Raw genomic sequence first — 15,753 nt, 5'->3', positions numbered from 1 at the left:
CGCCGCCGTTTTCTTTTGGGGCCGACACGCAGCACAAACAAAAAGGGCCGGCGGTGCGAAACCGCCGGCCCCCTGTTCCGACCTCGCGGCCGGAGAAAATCAGATCGTGGCGATCCAGGTCGCTTCCCGGCCCTTCTGGGCGGTCTGCACCGTCATCTTCACGCGCTGCTGGGCCTGCAGGTCGACGAGACCGCAACGGCGCAGCACGCTCTTGTGAATGAAGACGTCCTTGCCGCCGTCATCGGCGACGATGAAGCCGAAGCCGGATTCCGGCTTGAACCACTTCACGGTGCCGCTGATGGTGTCCGCATCCGAAGCCGGAGCCGCGATGGGGGCCTGATTGAAGCCGCCACGATCGCCGCCACCGCCGAAGCCGCCGCGATCACCGCCGCCGCCGAAGCCGCCACGGTCGCCGCCGCCGAAGCCACCGCGCTCACGGCCGCCGAAGCCGCCGCGATCGCCGCCGCCGAAGCCGCCACGGTCGCCGCCGAAGCCGCCACGATCCCGACCGCCAAAGCCACCACGGTCACGGTCGCCGAAGCCACCACGGTCGCCGAAGGGCGCGCGATGCGGGGGAGCCGAGCCGGGCTCGACGCCGACGACATCGATCAGGCGCTGAACCTGCGGCCCGCGGGGACCTTCGCCGATGTCAACGGTGAGTTCTGCCCCATCCGGGAGATCGCCATAGCCCGCGGAGCTGAGGACGGAGACATGAAGAAAGGCGTCAGGGGAACCGTCGATCGGGGCAACGAAACCGAAGCCCTTCATGCTGTTGAACCACTTGACACGCGCTTTGACGTTGTTCGGCACTGGATGAGACCTTGAGAGACGCGCCGCTCGACCACGGCGACGCAAATGCTTTGTCGGACGCTACCCGCGACGCGCAGATTGGTTGCCGGCACCACCGAGCCCTGCCGACCCGCGCTTTAGGAAGCACTCGAACGATATGCGGCGTTTGCCCCACATTCAAATTAAATTTGGGGCTTGGGCGCACGAAGCCGTGCGTCATCGCAAAAAAATCTGATCCCCGGGCGGCTTGAGAGCCATGCAATTACAGAATGCGAGTTGGAGAATCTGCGCATAGCTCCCTGCACATTGCAACAACTTCGATTGACGCTGCCAGGCCATCGCCGGCATATATCGGGCGAGCATATATCGTTCCGATATAAATTCGTGAAATCGACCCAGCCCCTGCAACCGGACGCGGCATGGACATCAAGACGGTCTGTCTCGGCCTGCTGACCTTCGGCGAGGCCAGCGGTTATGAAATCAAGAAGCTGTTCGAGGACGGTACCTTCAACGGCGTCTTCGACGCCTCCTTCGGCTCGATCTATCCGGCCCTGACCCGCCTTGCCGAGGAGGGTCTCGTGATCGCGCGCGAAGAGGAACAGCACGGCCGGCCGGACAAGAAGGTCTATGCCCTGACGCCGGCCGGTCATGCGCGGTTCGTCGCCAGTCTCGTCGCCGGCATCCAGCCCGACCGGGTGCGCTCGGAATTCTCGATGGCGATGATCTTCGCCCATCTGCTGCCCGAGGCGACGGCCCAGTCCTATATCGACCAGCATCTGGCGGAAACCCGGGACGCCCTGCGCCGGCTCGACGTCGCCGACCAGGATCCGGGCAGCCAGATGCCCAACCTCAAATTCGCCATCGGCCTCGGCCGCGCCCGGCTGCAGGCGGGCATGGAATTCATGGAACGTCATCGTCATATGATCGGTCTTGCCGCCGTGGCGCCTGCGCCAGGCGGACAGGGCTGACGGGGGGAAAGTCAATGCGTAAGTCCTATGTCATCGCCACGGCCATGGCCGCCGCCATGACGGTCTGGATCGCCTCGGGCGCGCTCTCGGGCGAGGAGGCCGCGCCGCCGCCCCCGCCCGCCGACCGCGCGGACGCCAAGCCGGCCGCCCTGCCCCATGTCCGTGTCCGCAGCACGAGCGCCGCCGAATATACCGGCTCGATCACGGTGCGCGGCCGGACGGAAGCGGTGCGCAGCGTCGACGTCAAGGCGGAGACCGCGGGCGCGGTCAGCGAAATCCTGGTCCGCCGCGGCGCCGAGGTGAAGGCGGGCGACGTGCTCTGCCGTCTGTCCCTGCGCGATCGCCAGGCCGCCCTGACCGAGGCCGAGGCCGAGCTGCGCCAGCGCGAGATGGAATATAACGCCGCCGCCCAGCTGAAGGGCGCGGGCTATGGCACCACCAACCGCCTCGCCGAAGCCCGCGCCATTCTCGATGCGGCCCGGGCCAAGCTGACCCGCATGACCCAGGAATTGAGCGACACCGAGATCAAGGCGCCCTTCGACGGGATCATCGAGGACATGCCGTCCGAGATCGGCGACGTGCTGTCCCCCGGCGGCGATCAGGCCTGCGCCACCATCGTCGACGCCGATCCCATGCTGATCGTCGGCCAGGTCGCCGAGCGGGAAATCGCCGGCATCCGCATCGGCGCCGACGCCAGGGCGCGGCTGATCACCGGTCAGGAAGTGACGGGCAAGGTCCGCTTCGTCGCCACCAAGGCCGATCCCGACACGCGAACCTTCCGGGTCGAGATCGAGGTCGCCAATGCCGACGGCGCGCTGAAAGCCGGCGTGACCACCGAGGCGCGGGTGCCGACCACCCCGGTCGCCGCCCATCACCTGTCCCCGGCGATCCTCAGCCTCGACGGTGACGGCACCATCGGCCTCAAGATCGTCGACGCCGAGGCCAAGGTCCACTTCCTGCCCGTCGGCATCGTCGGCAGCGACGATGCCGGCGTCTATGTCACCGGCCTGCCGGCGACGGCCGACGTGATCGTGGTCGGCCAGGATTTCGTGCTGCCCGGCCAGAAGGTCGAAGTCTCCAGGGACGGAGGCAGCAACTCGTGAACGCGCTGATCGACTGGTGCCTGCGCTACCCGCGCACGATCCTCAGCTTCCTCGTCCTGCTGGCCATCGCCGGCCTGTCGACTTATCTGACCATCCCGCGCGAGGCCCAGCCCGACGCCGAGATTCCCTATATCTACGTCAACATGATCCATGAAGGCATCTCGCCGGAAGACGGCGAGCGGCTGCTGCTGAAGCCCATGGAAAAGGAACTCCGCTCCATCGAGGGCATCAAGGAGATGAGTTCCGAGGCGGGCGAAGGCTATGCCTATGTCCTCCTTGAATTCGACGCCGGCTTCAACGGCGACAAGGCCCTCGCCGACGTGCGCGAGAAGGTCGATCAGGCCAAGCCCAAGCTCCCCGCCGATACCGAGGAGCCGATCGTCACCCAGGTCAGCATCTCGCTGTTTCCGATCCTGCTCGTCTCCCTCTCGGGCGATGTGCCGGAACGCACCCTGCTGACCATCGCCCGCAAGCTGGAAGACGCCTTCGAGGCCCTGCCCGAAGTCCTTTCCGCCGATATCACCGGCAAGCGCGACGAGTTGCTGGAAATCGTGGTCGATCCGCTGAAGCTGGAATCCTATCGCATCAGCCAGTCGGAGCTGATCCAGATCGTCAGCATGAACAACCGGCTGGTCGCGGCGGGCGCGCTCGATACCGGCGCCGGCCGTTTCTCGATCAAGGTCCCCGGCCTGTTCGAGACCGCGGAAGACGTCTTGTCCCTGCCCATCAAGGTCTCGGGCGACGGCGTCGTCACCCTGCGCGACATCACCGAGATCCGCCGCACCTTCAAGGATCCCGAAACCTTCGCCCGGGTGAACGGCAAGCCGTCCCTCACCCTCGAGGTGAAGAAGCGCGCCGGCCGCAACATCATCGAGACCGTGGCCAAGGTGAAGGCCATCGTCGACTACGCGCGGGCGGAATTGCCGCCCAACGTGCAGATCGACTATGCGCAGGATGCGTCGAAGGAAATCGACAACATGCTGCTCGATCTGCAGAACTCGGTGCTGATCGCGGTCTTCCTCGTCATGGTCGTCGTCGTCGGCTCGCTGGGCGTCCGCTCGGCCGGTCTCGTCTCGCTGACCATTCCGGGCTCGTTCCTGCTCGGCCTCGTGCTGCTCGCGGCGATGGGCGTCACGCTGAACATGCTCGTCATGTTCTCCATGATCCTCGTTGTCGGCATGGTGGTCGATGGCGGCGTGATCGTCGTCGAATACGCCGACCGCAAGATGACCGAGGGCGTGCCCCGGGCCGAGGCCTATGCCCTCGCCGCGAAGCGCATGGCCTGGCCGGTGATCACGACGACGACGACGACGGCGATCGTCTTCGTGCCGCTGCTGTTCTGGCCGGGCATCACCGGGAAGTTCATGTCGTACATCCCGCTGACCCTGATCGTCACCCTGATGGGCTCGATCCTGATCGCGCTGATGTTCATTCCCGTCCTGGGCGCCATTTTCGGGAAGCCGGGCGCGACCGACGCCAAGACCGAGCATTTCATCGCGGTGACCGAGCGCGGCGACGTGCGTACCCTGCCCGGCTTTACCGGCTGGTATTCGCGCACCCTCGAAAAGGCGCTGCGCCACCCGGGCAAGATCCTGCTCGGCTGCATCGGCCTCCTCATCGGCTTGCAGTGGATCTATGCGTCCGAGGGCAAGGGCGTGCAGTTCTTCCCCGATGTCGAGCCGGAGCGGGCCATCGTGCTCGTCCACGCGCGGGGCAATCTGTCGATCCACGAGCGCGACGCCCTGATGCGCGAGGTCGAAAGCGCGGTCCTGCGCGTCGACGGCATCGACATCGCCAACACGACGGTGGGCTCGCCCCCCGCCGGCACCGACGCGGCCCCCGACACCATCGGCAACATGACCGTCGAGTTCACGCCCTGGCAGACAAGGCGCAAGGCGGCCGACATCCTCGGCGAGATTCGCGAGAAGGCGGGCCGCATCGCCGGCATCGCGGTCGAGACCCGCCTGCCCGATGTCGGCCCGCCCGTCGGCAAGGCGATCCAGATCGAACTGGCCGCCGCCATCCCCGATGCCCTGCCCGAAACCGCCGACCGCATCCGCCGACAGCTGGAGGCGATGCCCGGGCTGATCGACCTCGAGGACAGCCGCCCCCTGCCCGGCATCGACTGGGTGATGCGGGTCGACCGCGCCCAGGCCGGCCGCTTCGGCGCCGACATCACCTCGGTCGGCAACGCGGTCCAGCTCGTCACCAACGGCATCAAGATCGGCGAATACCGGCCGGACGACGCGGACGAGGAAATTGACATCCGTGTCCGCTTCCCCGAGACCCTGCGCAATCTCGACGCCTTCGACCAGCTGCGGCTGGAAACGCGGCTGGGTCAGGTGCCGCTGTCGAGCTTCGTCACCCGCACGGCGGAGCCGACCACGGGCAAGCTGATGCATGTCGACGCCAAGCGGGTGATCACCCTGCAGGCCAATGTCGCCCCCGGCGTGCTGCCCGACGAGAAGGTGCGCGAGATCAAGGCCTGGATGGCGACCCAGCGTTTCGATCCGTCGGTCAGCATCAAGTTCCGCGGTCAGGACGAGGAAACGGCCGCCGCCGGTGCCTTCCTGGCCAAGGCCTTCTTCATCGGCCTGTTCCTGATGGCGATCATCCTGATCACCCAGTTCAACAGCTTCTACTCGACCTTCGTGATCCTGTCGGCGGTCGCGCTGTCGACCATCGGCGTCTTCGCCGGGCTGCTGATCACCGGCCAGCTGTTCTCGATGGTGATGACCGGCATCGGCGTCATCTCCCTCGCCGGGGTCGTGGTCGCGCATAATGTCGTGCTGATCGACACCTACAAGGAGTTGCGCGGCCATGGCATGGAGCCTTTCGAGGCCATCCTGCGCACCGGCGCCCAGCGGATGCGGCCGGTGCTGCTGACCACCTTCACCACGATCATCGGCATCCTGCCGATGGCGCTCGGCCTGACCATCGACGTGATCGGGCGGGAAGTGACGGTGGGCGCCCCCTCGGCCCAGTGGTGGGTGCAGCTGGCGACCGCCGTCGCCTTCGGCCTGGCCTTCGCGACGGTGCTCACCCTCGTGGTCACGCCCTGCCTGCTGGCCCTGCCCCTCCGCCTGCGGGCGACCTGGGGGCCGCGCCTGCGCCGGCTGGGCCGCAAGCCCGAAGCATCCGTCACGCCCTGAGGAAAGGGGGGCCCCTGCCCCCTTTCCGTTCTCCCGCCTATTCTGCCGCGAGGCCGGCGTTTTCCGCGGCGATGGTGCGGTCGAGCAGGATGCGCATCTGGTTGACCGCGGCATCATGGGCGATGTTGATCACCGGCCGGTCGGGATCGCGCCGGATGTTCCTGTATTGCGCCTCGATCATTTCCTTGTCCTCGAGGAAGGCCTTGTGGATGCCGGCATAGAGCAGGTCGCCGACCTCGCGCCCCGCCGTCGCCTTGCTCGCCCCCCAGGAGAAATAATAGGTGCATTCGCCGGCCGACGCCGGCACCACCGACTGGCAGGTCCAGGTATCGAGCAGCAGCTTGCCGTCCGACGGACCTTCCGTCGCCTTGCCCGCCTCATAGACCTGGAAGCGCATGACGAAGACGCAAGGCAGTTGCACCGTATAGTCGATCAGCATGTCGTAGCGCCCGGTCATGACATGCTGGGTAAAGACGAGGGCCGGCGTGTCGCGGACCCAGCGCTCGACCCTGAAGCCGCGCTCCATCCTTGAGATGCGCGGCAGGCTGGCGGCGAAATCCTCGCCGCCGAAGGTCTTTCGGTGCACGAAGGTCAGATGCGAGAAATCGAGCAGATTGTCGAGCACCAGCCGGTAATCCGCCTCGAAGCGCATCGAACTCGGACGCATGTCCCAGTCGGGATCGCCGGGTCCGACTGAAAAGGGAATCAGATCGGCGTCGGCCCGCGCCGGCTCGCCCATCCAGACCCAGAGCCAGTTGTCCCGCTCCACCACCGGATAGCTGCGGACGACGGCGCGTTCGGGCACCCGGGACTGGCCCGGCACCTCGACGCAGCGGCCCGAGGCGTCGAACTTCAGGCCGTGATACATGCAGCGGATGCAGTCCCCCTCGATCTCGCCCAGATGCAGCGCGGCGTGGCGGTGACAGCAGCGGTCCTCGACCGCGACCGCCGTGCCGTCCTGCTTGCGATAGAGCGCCAGAGGCTGATCGGCGATGGTCTTGGCCAGGATCTGTCCCGGCGGCAACTCGTAGTCCCAGCCGGCGACGTACCAGCAGTTCCTGACGAACATGACGGTTCCTCCCTTTCCCGTTCTTGTTCCACCACCGGGGGTAGCCGGCGGCGGTCACGATCAGGATGGGGGCAGAGGGACACCCGGGGTCCAATACCTATTGGCTTGGCCCACGATACCTTTCGGGCATGATGCCCGGCGACAGGCGCCGGGTCAGACGGTGGGCGTGCCCTCGTCTTCGGCCTTGGCCTCGGCCGCCCTCTCGGCCGCCTTCTGCATCTCGCGCCGATAGGCGATGGGGCCGAAGGGGATGGTGGCCGCATAGGCGACAATGACAAGGCCAAGCACCTGCCACGGGTAGGACAGGGCAAGCGCGGTGCCGATGCCGACGAAGACGAGCGTCGGCAGCACCCAGTCGCGGTGCACGCGGATCTTCTTGAACGAGAAGGTCGGAATGCGGCTGACCATCAGGAAGGCGACGACGACCGTCGACACGCCCACGAGATAGGGCGAGTGGAACGGCATTTCGCCCAGGGAGAAGCTGGCGATCACCGGAAGAAGGACCAGCGCCGCCCCGGCGGGCGACGGCACGCCGGTAAAGAAGGCCGAGGTCCAGGCCGGCTTGTCCGGATCGTCGATCGCGACATTGAAACGGGCGAGACGCAGGGCGCAGCACACGGCATGGGACAGCACGGCGATCCAGCCGAAACCCGAAATATCGCCCAGCGTCCAGAGATAGAGCACCAGCACCGGCGCGACGCCGAACGAAAGGAAATCCGACAGGGAATCGAGTTCGGCGCCGAAACGGCTGGTGCCCTTGATCATGCGGGCGACCCGGCCGTCGATCCCGTCGAACAGGGCGGCGATCAGGATGGCGGCCACCGCCAGCTCGAACTTTTGCTCGAGCGCGAAGCGGATCGAGGTCAGCCCGGAGCACAGCGCGAAGGTGGTGAGCATGTTGGGCAGCAGGCTGCGCGCCGGCAGCCGGCTCGGCCGTGGCGGTTGCGCCTTGGGCTTGCGCCGCCGCAGGCGAACCCTCGTGTTCCAGCCTTCCCAGTCGCTCATGCCTGCCCCCTCATGCCCGCACCCGTCAGCCGACCGTGGCCAGCCGCGCGCCTTCGGTCGAGGCGAAATCGGCGAGCACCGTCTCGCCCGCGATGGCGCGCTGGCCGACCGCGACGAGGGGCGCGACACCTTCCGGCAGATAGACGTCGAGCCGGCTGCCGAAGCGGATGATGCCGAAACGGGTGCCGGCGGTCAGCTTCTGCCCCGGACCGACATCGCAGACGATGCGGCGGGCAACGAGGCCGGCGATCTGGACGACACCGAGGTCGCGGCCATCGTCGAGAACGAGGCGCAGGGAATTGCGCTCGTTGTCGTCGCTCGCCTTGTCGTCGGCGGCATTCAGGAACTTGCCCGGCCGGTAGGAGATACGGTCGATGGTGGCGGTGACCGGCATCCGGTTCACATGCACGTCGAACACCGACATGAAGATCGAGATGCGCGGGCGCGGCGCCTCGCCGAGGCCGAGTTCGGCCGGCGGCACCGCGAGCGAGGTATCGACGACCTTGCCGTCGGCCGGGGAGATCACCAGACCGTCGCGCGACGGCGTCGCCCGCGGCGGATCGCGGAAGAAATAGGCGCACCAGACGGTGAGCACGACGCCGAGCCAGCCCAGCGGCCGCCAGATCAGGAACAGGATCAGCGTCGCGATGGCGAAGAGCGCGACGAATTTCACGCCTTCCCGATGCAGGGGGTGCAGCACGGAACGAATGGAAGCCAGAATATCCACGTTACTTCTCCCTGCCGTCAGAGGCTGACCGCCAGGCCTTCGGCGCGGACCTCGGCGAGTTTCGCCTCGGCTTCCACCGCCTCGAGCTGGCGCTGCCACATGCCGGCATATTGGCCGCCCTTCGCCAGCAGGACGTCATGCGTGCCCCGCTCGACGATGCGGCCCTTGTCGAGGACCAGAATCTCGTCGCAATCGACGACTGTAGACAGCCGATGCGCGATGACAATAGCCGTCCGCCCGCGGGAAATCTCCTTCAGGCTGGTCTGGATTTCCTTCTCGGTCTGGGTGTCGAGGGCGGAGGTCGCCTCGTCGAGGAGAAGGATGGGCGGATTCTTCAGGATCGTGCGGGCGATGGCCACCCGCTGCTTCTCCCCGCCCGACAGTTTCAGGCCGCGCTCGCCCACCATGCTGTCGTAGCCGTCGGGCAGCGAAACGATGAAATCGTGGATGCGGGCCAGTTTCGCCGCCTGCTCCACCTCGGCATCGGTCGCCCCGGGCCGGCCGTAGCGGATGTTGTAGCGGATGGTGTCGTTGAACAGCACCGTGTCCTGCGGAACGATGCCGATGGCCTGACGCAGCGATGCCTGGGTGACGGCGTCGATGTCCTGACCGTCGATGGTCACCCGGCCCTGTTCGATGTCGTAGAAGCGGAACAGGATGCGGCTGATGGTCGATTTGCCGGCGCCCGAGGGGCCGACGATGGCGATGGTGCTGCCCGGCGCCGCCGTGAAGGAGACGTCGCGCAGGATGCCCCGGCGCTGGTCGTAGCGGAAGGAGACATCCTCGAAGCGAACCTCGCCGCCCGTCACCTGCAGGGGCCGGGCGTCCGGCTTGTCCTGTACCTCTTCCGGAACATCGAGAACCTTGAACATGGCCTCCATGTCGATCAGGCCCTGCTTGATCTCGCGGTAGACGAAACCGAGCATGTTCAGCGGGATGTAAAGCTGGATCAGGAAGGTGTTGACCAGAACGAAGTCGCCCACGGTCATCGTGCCCTCGGCGACGCCGACGCCCGCCAGATACATGACCCCGCCAAGCCCCGCCGCCATGATCGCCGACTGGCCGGCGTTGAGGAACGACAGGGTGGTCTGGCTCTTCACCGCCGCCTTCTCGTAGGCCATCAGGGCCTTGTCGAAGCGACGCGCCTCATGCGCCTCGTTCGAGAAATATTTGACCGTCTCGTAGTTCAGCAGGCTGTCGACCGCCTTGGTGTTGGCGTCCGTGTCCTGATTGTTCATTTCGCGGCGGTATTTGATGCGCCGCTCGGAGACGAGGAAGGTGAACAGGATATAGGCGACGATGGTCGCCACCATCACGCTGACCATGGGCCAGCCGAAGCCGGTCGCCAGCAGGATCAGCACGAAGGCGATCTCGAGGATGGTCGGCCCGATGTTGAACAGGGCGAAACGCAGGACGAGTTCAATGCCCTTGGTGCCGCGCTCGATCACCCGGTTGAGGCCGCCCGTGCGCCGGTCGAGATGGAAGCGCATGGACAGGCGGTGCAGGTGCTCGAAGGTGGTAAGGCCAAGACGCCGCACGGCGAATTGCGCGACCTTTGAAAACACGCTGTCGCGCAGTTCCGCGAAGGCCTGGGAGCCGACCCGCGCGAGGCCATAGGCGATGATCATCAGGATGGGGACGGTGACCACCGTCGCCTTGACCGACAGGGCATCGACCGCCGCCTTGTAGAAATAGGGCACGATGACATTGGCGATCTTGGCGAGGACGAGGAAGCCGAGGGCGTAAAGCACCCGGAGCCGCAGGTCGCGCCGATCCGCCGGCCAGAGGTAGGGCAGGAACAGGCGGATCGTCTGCCAGCCGCCCGGGGCGGCGGCCGGGGGGGCGCTCTTCGGTTCGCTCATGATGGATTTAAGGCTCTGTTAAGCGGAAAGGGCCGAAGTTGGGATATGGGGCGGCCGGGAAGGTTTGGCCAGCCGGAAACACGGGAACCCGCTCTATAGGAGATGACCGACCTTGTCCACGCTCTCGACCTTCGGCTTTCGCGTGGCGGGTGTCCGCTACGACGGCCATCTTGAGAACGGTGTCCTCGAAATCGGCGCCGACCTCGGCCCCCTGCCCTTTTCCGCCGAAGACGCGGAAGGTCGCCGCCGCTGGGCCAGAACCCTGAGCGCGGCGGAGAGCACCGCCGCCGACAGTCATGTCCTGACCCCGGACGCGCGCATCAACTTCCGCTCCCGCACCACCCTGGCCGGCCCGGTCGACCGCAAGCGCCTGATCGAGGCGCTGACCGTCATCCTGCTGTCGACCGGCGGCCAGATGCGCCGCAGCCCGCCGACCGGCAGCACCGCCCGCTTCAGGGCAGAGCGCGCCGCCCCGGCCTCGTGACGAGGGCGATGCCCGCCGCGATCGGCAGAATGCCGATCAGGTCGCCCGCCGGCACGCTTTCCCCCGCGATCAGCCAACCGAAGCCAAGACCGAGCGGCGGCATCAGGAAATGCAGACTGCTGGCCGCGGTCGCGCTGCGCCGCGCGAGGATGCGGAACCACAGGAAATAGCCGCCGACCGAAACCCCGAGCACCATCCACAAATAGGTCAGGACGAGCGGCAGGGTGAGCCGGACCGAACCCGCGTCCTCGACCGTCAGGGCGACCGGCATCAGGGCCAGTCCCCCCGCGAGCAGCTGAAAGCCGTTGCCGGTCCACGGACCGACCCCCTGGGGCGCCAGCCGCTTGTAGGCGATGGTCCCCGCGACCAGCGAGATGAGGCCGCCCGCGACGAGGAGCGTTCCCGGCCCCGCCTCCATCCCGCCACCGAGGCGCGAGCGCACGACGAGGGTGACGCCGACGAGGCCGAGCAGAAGCCCGCCCGCCTTGGCGAGGGTCATGCGCTCGCCCAGCACCGGCCCGGCAATGGCGGCGGTCAACAGGGGATTGGCACTGATCAGCACCGCGGTAAAGCCGGACGAGACGGTCTGCATCCCGCTCCACGACAAGCCGAGATAGATGGCGTTGTTAAGGAGACCGAGCAGGATCAGGGTCGCCAGCGCCCGTCCGTCCGGCCACGCCCCCTCGCCCCGCCATCGGCCCAGCGCGAGGCACAACAGCCCCGCCGCAAGAAAGCGTGTCGCCAGCAGCAAGAGCGGCGGGCAATCGACCAGCGCGATCTTGGCTGGGGCGAAAGCAGAACTCCAGATCAGGCAGAACAGGCCGAGCAGCAGCAATTCGCCGGCAGGCCCGGACTTTCGAAGGGTATGACGAAGGGATTGTTGGACCACGGCGGCGCTCCTTGACCGCGGAACCCTAGCCTCCGTCTTGTCCATTTGGAAATGGGATGATTTTATAATTACCATTCGATTATCAAATGAGAGCGGATGCCATGTTCGACCTCGACCTGTTGCGCAGTTTCGTCAGCGTCGTCGATGCCGGCGGCTTCACGAGGGCCGGAGAGCGGGTGAACCGCAGCCAGTCGACGGTCAGCCAGCAGATCCGCCGGCTGGAGGAGGACATCGGCAAACCGCTGCTGCGGCGCGACCGCCGGACCATCCACCTGACCGAAGCGGGGGAAACCCTGCTCGGCTATGCCCGCCGGCTGCTCGAGATCGCGGACGAGGCGCGGCAAAGCCTGGGGGGTGAGGCGCCCGCGACCACGGTCCGCCTGGGCATTCCGGAGGATTTCGCCGTGACCAGCCTGACCGGGGTGATCGCCGATTTCGCCCGGGCGCGGCCGAGCGTGCGGCTCGAAGTGCGCTGCGACCTCAGCGTCCGCCTGCGCGAGGGATTGGCGCGGGGTCAGTTCGACGCGGTGCTGGCCAAGCGCGAGCCGGACTCGGGACCGGCACTCGGGGCCTGGCCCGAAAGGCTGGTCTGGCTGGCCGGCAAGACGGCCGCTCTGCCGGCGCGGGGCGCGCCGCTGCCCCTTGTCGCCTTCATGCCCGGCTGCCTCTACCGGGACAGGGCGATCCGGGCACTCGACGCCATCGGGCGGCCTTGGCGCATTGCCTATGAAAGCCCCAATCTTTCAGGTGTGCAGGCGGCGGTGGCCGGCGGCCTCGGGATCGCGCTGCTCGAAGCGCGCATCGCCGGCACCGATCATCGCGTCCTTGGCCCGGAGGACGGAATGCCCCGGGTCCCCTCCACGGAGCTCGCCCTCGACCTGCGGCCCGACGCCCCCGAGGCCGCCCAGGCACTGGGCAGGACAATATTGACATTTTGCGATGAAAAATTTGCACCAAATCGAGAACAAATCGCCTTTTGATCGGAGTCCGACCAACTGTTCCCGGACTATTCTGGCCGAAGCCCCCGACCAATAATGAAACGTTAGGGGCTTTGAGAGACAACCGGACCCAGGTCTGGCTTAAAACGGCTTGGCGGACAGGGAAGTCTAACGCTCGATGTTGTCATTTCGCAAATTTCGCCTTCTGATCTTATTAACTTTCGGTTGCACGATTGCAATTCTTGGCACCTATTGGTTTTACCTTCTGGACGGCTTTGAAGGGCGCAGGCTCCAGACCCGCATGGAGGCCGAGCAATCGGTTGCCCTGACCGCTCAGTCCGCGGGCCTGCAGATGGAAGCGATCATCCGCGAGGTCGATTTCGTCCTGCAGGAACTGCGTTCGGAATATCTGACCGACCGACACGGTTTTCCAGAGGCCGCGCAGCGTATCCAGTCCCTGTTCGGGTCGCGGGAAATCCTGTCGGTCTGGATCGCCGACAGCGACGGCCGGATCGCCTACAGCAGCATCGACGATCGCTCATCCACCAATGTCGCCCACCGCGACTATTTCCAGTTTCACCGCGCGAGCGCGGGCGAAGACCGTCTTTATGTCTCGCCGCCTCTGGTCGGCCAGTACACCCAGCGCTGGATGGCAATCTTCTCGCGCCGGCTTGAAATCGACCGGCAATTCGCGGGGACGATAATGATCGCGGTCCCGCCCTCCTATTTCACGTCGCGGCTCGGCGCTGTCGGTGTCGGCGAGCGGGTCTCGGTGTCCCATCTGCCCGACGGCAACATATTCGTGGACACGCTGACGCCGGGTCGGGTCGGCGACCCCACGGCCGCGGACGCGCCGTTCCTCAAGCCCGATGCCCTGCCTTATGGCACATTCCGCGATGAAGACGACGCGGGCGAGTTCCAGATCATGGCCTGGCGCCGTGTCGACGACAGCCCCCTCGTCGTGATGGCGTCCGGCCACGAAGAGGCGCTGCTCGCGCCGACCGAGACGGCGATCGCGACCGAGTTCCGCAACAATGTGATGACCTCATCGCTCGCCCTGCTTCTGGTGGCCAGCGTCACCGTGATCATCCTGCGCGATGTCGGGCTGCGCCAGCGCCTGCACAAGCAGGATGCGCTGCATAAGGTACTGTTCGACGCCATGCCCGACGGCATGATGACGATCAATCACCGGAGTGAGATCACGCTCTGGAACGAAGCGGCGCTCGGCCTGCTCGGCGTCGACGAGGAAGGCCTGAAGGAGCGCCGCGTGCGGCTCTACGATATCGACGGCAAGCCCGTGTCCATTTCGCACTACCCCTCGATGAAAGCCCTCGACCGGGCAGGCCATCAGGGATTGTTTTACGTCATGGCGCAGGGCCGCAGGCGCTGGCTTTCCTTCGATGCCCGCGTCCTGCCCAGCGTCGACGGCGTGACACCGCACGGCGCCATCGTCGCCTTCACCGACGTGACCCGCCTCGTCCAGCTCGAGGATTCGATGCGCACCAGCCAGTCGGTGTTCGAGGCGGCGGGCGAAGGGATCATGGTGACCGACGCGGGCCGGCGCATCATCAGCGTGAACCCGGCCTTCACCCGCATCACCGGCTTTTCCGCCGACGAGGCGCTGGGCAAGGGGCCGGGCGAATTGCTGGGCTCGGGCGCGCACGATCAGGAATTCTACGCCCAGATGGACGAAAGCCTGAAGGCCAAGGGCTACTGGGAAGGCGAAATCACCAACCGGCGCAAGGACGGCAGCCTCTTCATCGAATGGCTGAAGATCAATGTCGTCCACGACGAGGCCGCTCAGGTGCTGCGCTACGTCGCCCTGCTGTCGGATATCAGCGAGCGCAAGCGGCAGGACCAGGAAATCTGGAAGCGAGCCAATTTCGATGCGCTGACCGGACTGCCCAACCGGACACTCTTCACCGACCGTCTCAACCAGGCCATCGGACAGGCCGACCGCCACAAGACACGGGTCGTCGTCTTCTTCATCGACCTCGACAAGTTCAAGGCCGTCAACGACACGCTCGGGCACAAGGCCGGCGACGATCTGCTGCGCCAGGTGGCTGACAGGATCCAGTCCACTATCCGGGCGGAGGATACGGCGGCCCGGGTCGGTGGCGACGAATTCCTGGTGTTGTTGCCCCAGGCCGGCGACGACGCCTCGCTGCTGCACACCGGTGAGCGAATTCGGGAGGCACTGTGCCTGCCGTTCGACATCGGCGGGCACGAGGTGAATATTTCCGCCAGTATCGGGATCGCCGACGCGCTCGCCGCGCAGTCCGATCCCGCCCTCGTCATCAAACGCGCCGATGCGGCCATGTACAGGGCCAAATCCAGCGGCGCCAACAGGGTGGTCATGATGTAACCCACCGGCCGGAGGACAAGCCTCCGGCCTCGGGTGCCGGCGATCAACGGGCGGTCAGGATCGTCTCCGACATGTTCAGGTTCATGTGGATCATCATTTCGATGACCTTGTCGTCCGGCTGCTGGCGCAGGGTCCGGGCCGCCTCGACCATGAAGCGGCTGGCCCGGCTGAAGAACTCCGACGTCGTCGGCGGCAGCTGGCGGCTGCGCACCAGGGCACGGTTGGCGACGGTCTGCCAGCGCGCCGCATTGACGTCGAGCGCGTCCGCCAGCTGGACGATGGGCTCGCCCTTGCGCGCATTGTCGAGCAGCACGGCGCATTCGAGGAAGGGATAGGCGGCCTCTTCGCGGGCCGAGAGAGCGGTGTTGGTATCGGTCATGGCTGATCTCCGTTATCGCTGGT

At 66.3% G+C, this 15,753-nt stretch carries 13 protein-coding genes; 6 read left to right on the top strand and 7 right to left on the bottom strand.

The genetic code is table 11. The features are described 5' to 3' along the window. Positions 1-99 precede the first annotated feature (99 nt). Positions 100-855 carry a cold shock domain-containing protein gene (locus DKG74_RS22450; protein WP_279340896.1) on the bottom strand — a complete coding sequence of 252 codons (756 nt, stop codon included), beginning with the start codon at positions 853-855 and terminating at the stop codon, positions 100-102. 353 nt (positions 856-1,208) lie between these two features. On the opposite strand from DKG74_RS22450, the gene DKG74_RS18390 reads away from it, so the two are divergent. The 3 genes from DKG74_RS18390 to DKG74_RS18380 are packed head-to-tail and all read left to right on the top strand — an operon-like array spanning position 1,209 to position 6,012. Continuing rightward, positions 1,209-1,757 carry a PadR family transcriptional regulator gene (locus DKG74_RS18390; RefSeq protein WP_109907645.1) on the top strand — a complete coding sequence of 183 codons (549 nt, stop codon included), beginning with the start codon at positions 1,209-1,211 and terminating at the stop codon, positions 1,755-1,757. A 14-nt stretch (positions 1,758-1,771) separates the two neighbouring features. Continuing rightward, positions 1,772-2,860: an efflux RND transporter periplasmic adaptor subunit gene (locus tag DKG74_RS18385; protein ID WP_109907644.1), complete on the top strand. Its 1,089-nt coding sequence runs from the start codon at positions 1,772-1,774 to the stop codon at positions 2,858-2,860. Then, positions 2,857-6,012 carry an efflux RND transporter permease subunit gene (locus DKG74_RS18380; RefSeq protein WP_109907643.1) on the top strand — a complete coding sequence of 1,052 codons (3,156 nt, stop codon included), beginning with the start codon at positions 2,857-2,859 and terminating at the stop codon, positions 6,010-6,012. Before DKG74_RS18385 ends, DKG74_RS18380 begins: the two co-directional genes overlap by 4 nt. Before the next feature lie 37 nt (positions 6,013-6,049). On the opposite strand, the gene DKG74_RS18375 is transcribed toward DKG74_RS18380, so the two are convergent. The 4 genes from DKG74_RS18375 to DKG74_RS18360 all read right to left on the bottom strand — a co-directional run bounded on the left by DKG74_RS18375 (position 6,050) and on the right by DKG74_RS18360 (position 10,675). Then, entirely contained in the window at positions 6,050-7,081 is a 1,032-nt protein-coding gene (locus DKG74_RS18375) for an aromatic ring-hydroxylating dioxygenase subunit alpha (RefSeq protein ID WP_109907642.1), read from the bottom strand. A gap of 153 nt (positions 7,082-7,234) precedes the next feature. Continuing rightward, entirely contained in the window at positions 7,235-8,086 is an 852-nt protein-coding gene (pssA, locus tag DKG74_RS18370) for a CDP-diacylglycerol--serine O-phosphatidyltransferase (protein WP_109907641.1), read from the bottom strand. 25 nt (positions 8,087-8,111) lie between these two features. Next, on the bottom strand, positions 8,112-8,804 hold the full coding sequence (locus tag DKG74_RS18365) for a phosphatidylserine decarboxylase (protein ID WP_207779415.1): 693 nt from the start codon (positions 8,802-8,804) through the stop codon (positions 8,112-8,114). A gap of 26 nt (positions 8,805-8,830) precedes the next feature. Then, positions 8,831-10,675 carry an ABCB family ABC transporter ATP-binding protein/permease gene (locus DKG74_RS18360; RefSeq protein ID WP_109907639.1) on the bottom strand — a complete coding sequence of 615 codons (1,845 nt, stop codon included), beginning with the start codon at positions 10,673-10,675 and terminating at the stop codon, positions 8,831-8,833. A gap of 112 nt (positions 10,676-10,787) precedes the next feature. Here DKG74_RS18360 and DKG74_RS18355 point away from each other — a divergent pair, with 112 nt between their 5' ends. Further along, positions 10,788-11,159 carry a hypothetical protein gene (locus DKG74_RS18355; protein ID WP_109907638.1) on the top strand — a complete coding sequence of 124 codons (372 nt, stop codon included), beginning with the start codon at positions 10,788-10,790 and terminating at the stop codon, positions 11,157-11,159. Here DKG74_RS18355 and DKG74_RS18350 read toward each other — a convergent pair. Further along, positions 11,128-12,048, bottom strand: coding sequence for a DMT family transporter (locus DKG74_RS18350; RefSeq protein WP_207779411.1), 921 nt, complete (start codon positions 12,046-12,048; stop codon positions 11,128-11,130). The genes DKG74_RS18355 and DKG74_RS18350 overlap by 32 nt on opposite strands. Positions 12,049-12,149: 101 nt before the next feature. On the opposite strand from DKG74_RS18350, the gene DKG74_RS18345 reads away from it, so the two are divergent. Together DKG74_RS18345 and DKG74_RS18340 are read left to right on the top strand one after the other, a co-directional pair. Continuing rightward, on the top strand, positions 12,150-13,028 hold the full coding sequence (locus DKG74_RS18345; RefSeq protein WP_109907636.1) for a LysR substrate-binding domain-containing protein: 879 nt from the start codon (positions 12,150-12,152) through the stop codon (positions 13,026-13,028). 310 nt (positions 13,029-13,338) lie between these two features. After that, the gene (locus tag DKG74_RS18340) at positions 13,339-15,351 is read left to right on the top strand and encodes a diguanylate cyclase domain-containing protein (RefSeq protein WP_243404163.1); all 2,013 of its coding nucleotides are present in this window, start codon (positions 13,339-13,341) and stop codon (positions 15,349-15,351) included. Between the two features lie 43 nt (positions 15,352-15,394). Here the strand turns inward: DKG74_RS18340 and DKG74_RS18335 are convergent, their stop codons facing one another. After that, on the bottom strand, positions 15,395-15,730 hold the full coding sequence (locus DKG74_RS18335) for a hypothetical protein (RefSeq protein WP_109907634.1): 336 nt from the start codon (positions 15,728-15,730) through the stop codon (positions 15,395-15,397). Positions 15,731-15,753: the final 23 nt, after the last annotated feature.

The organism is Zavarzinia aquatilis (assembly GCF_003173035.1).
GTDB classification, from domain to species: Bacteria; Pseudomonadota; Alphaproteobacteria; order Zavarziniales; family Zavarziniaceae; genus Zavarzinia; species Zavarzinia aquatilis.
This window is presented reverse-complemented; position numbering and strand designations above follow the sequence as displayed.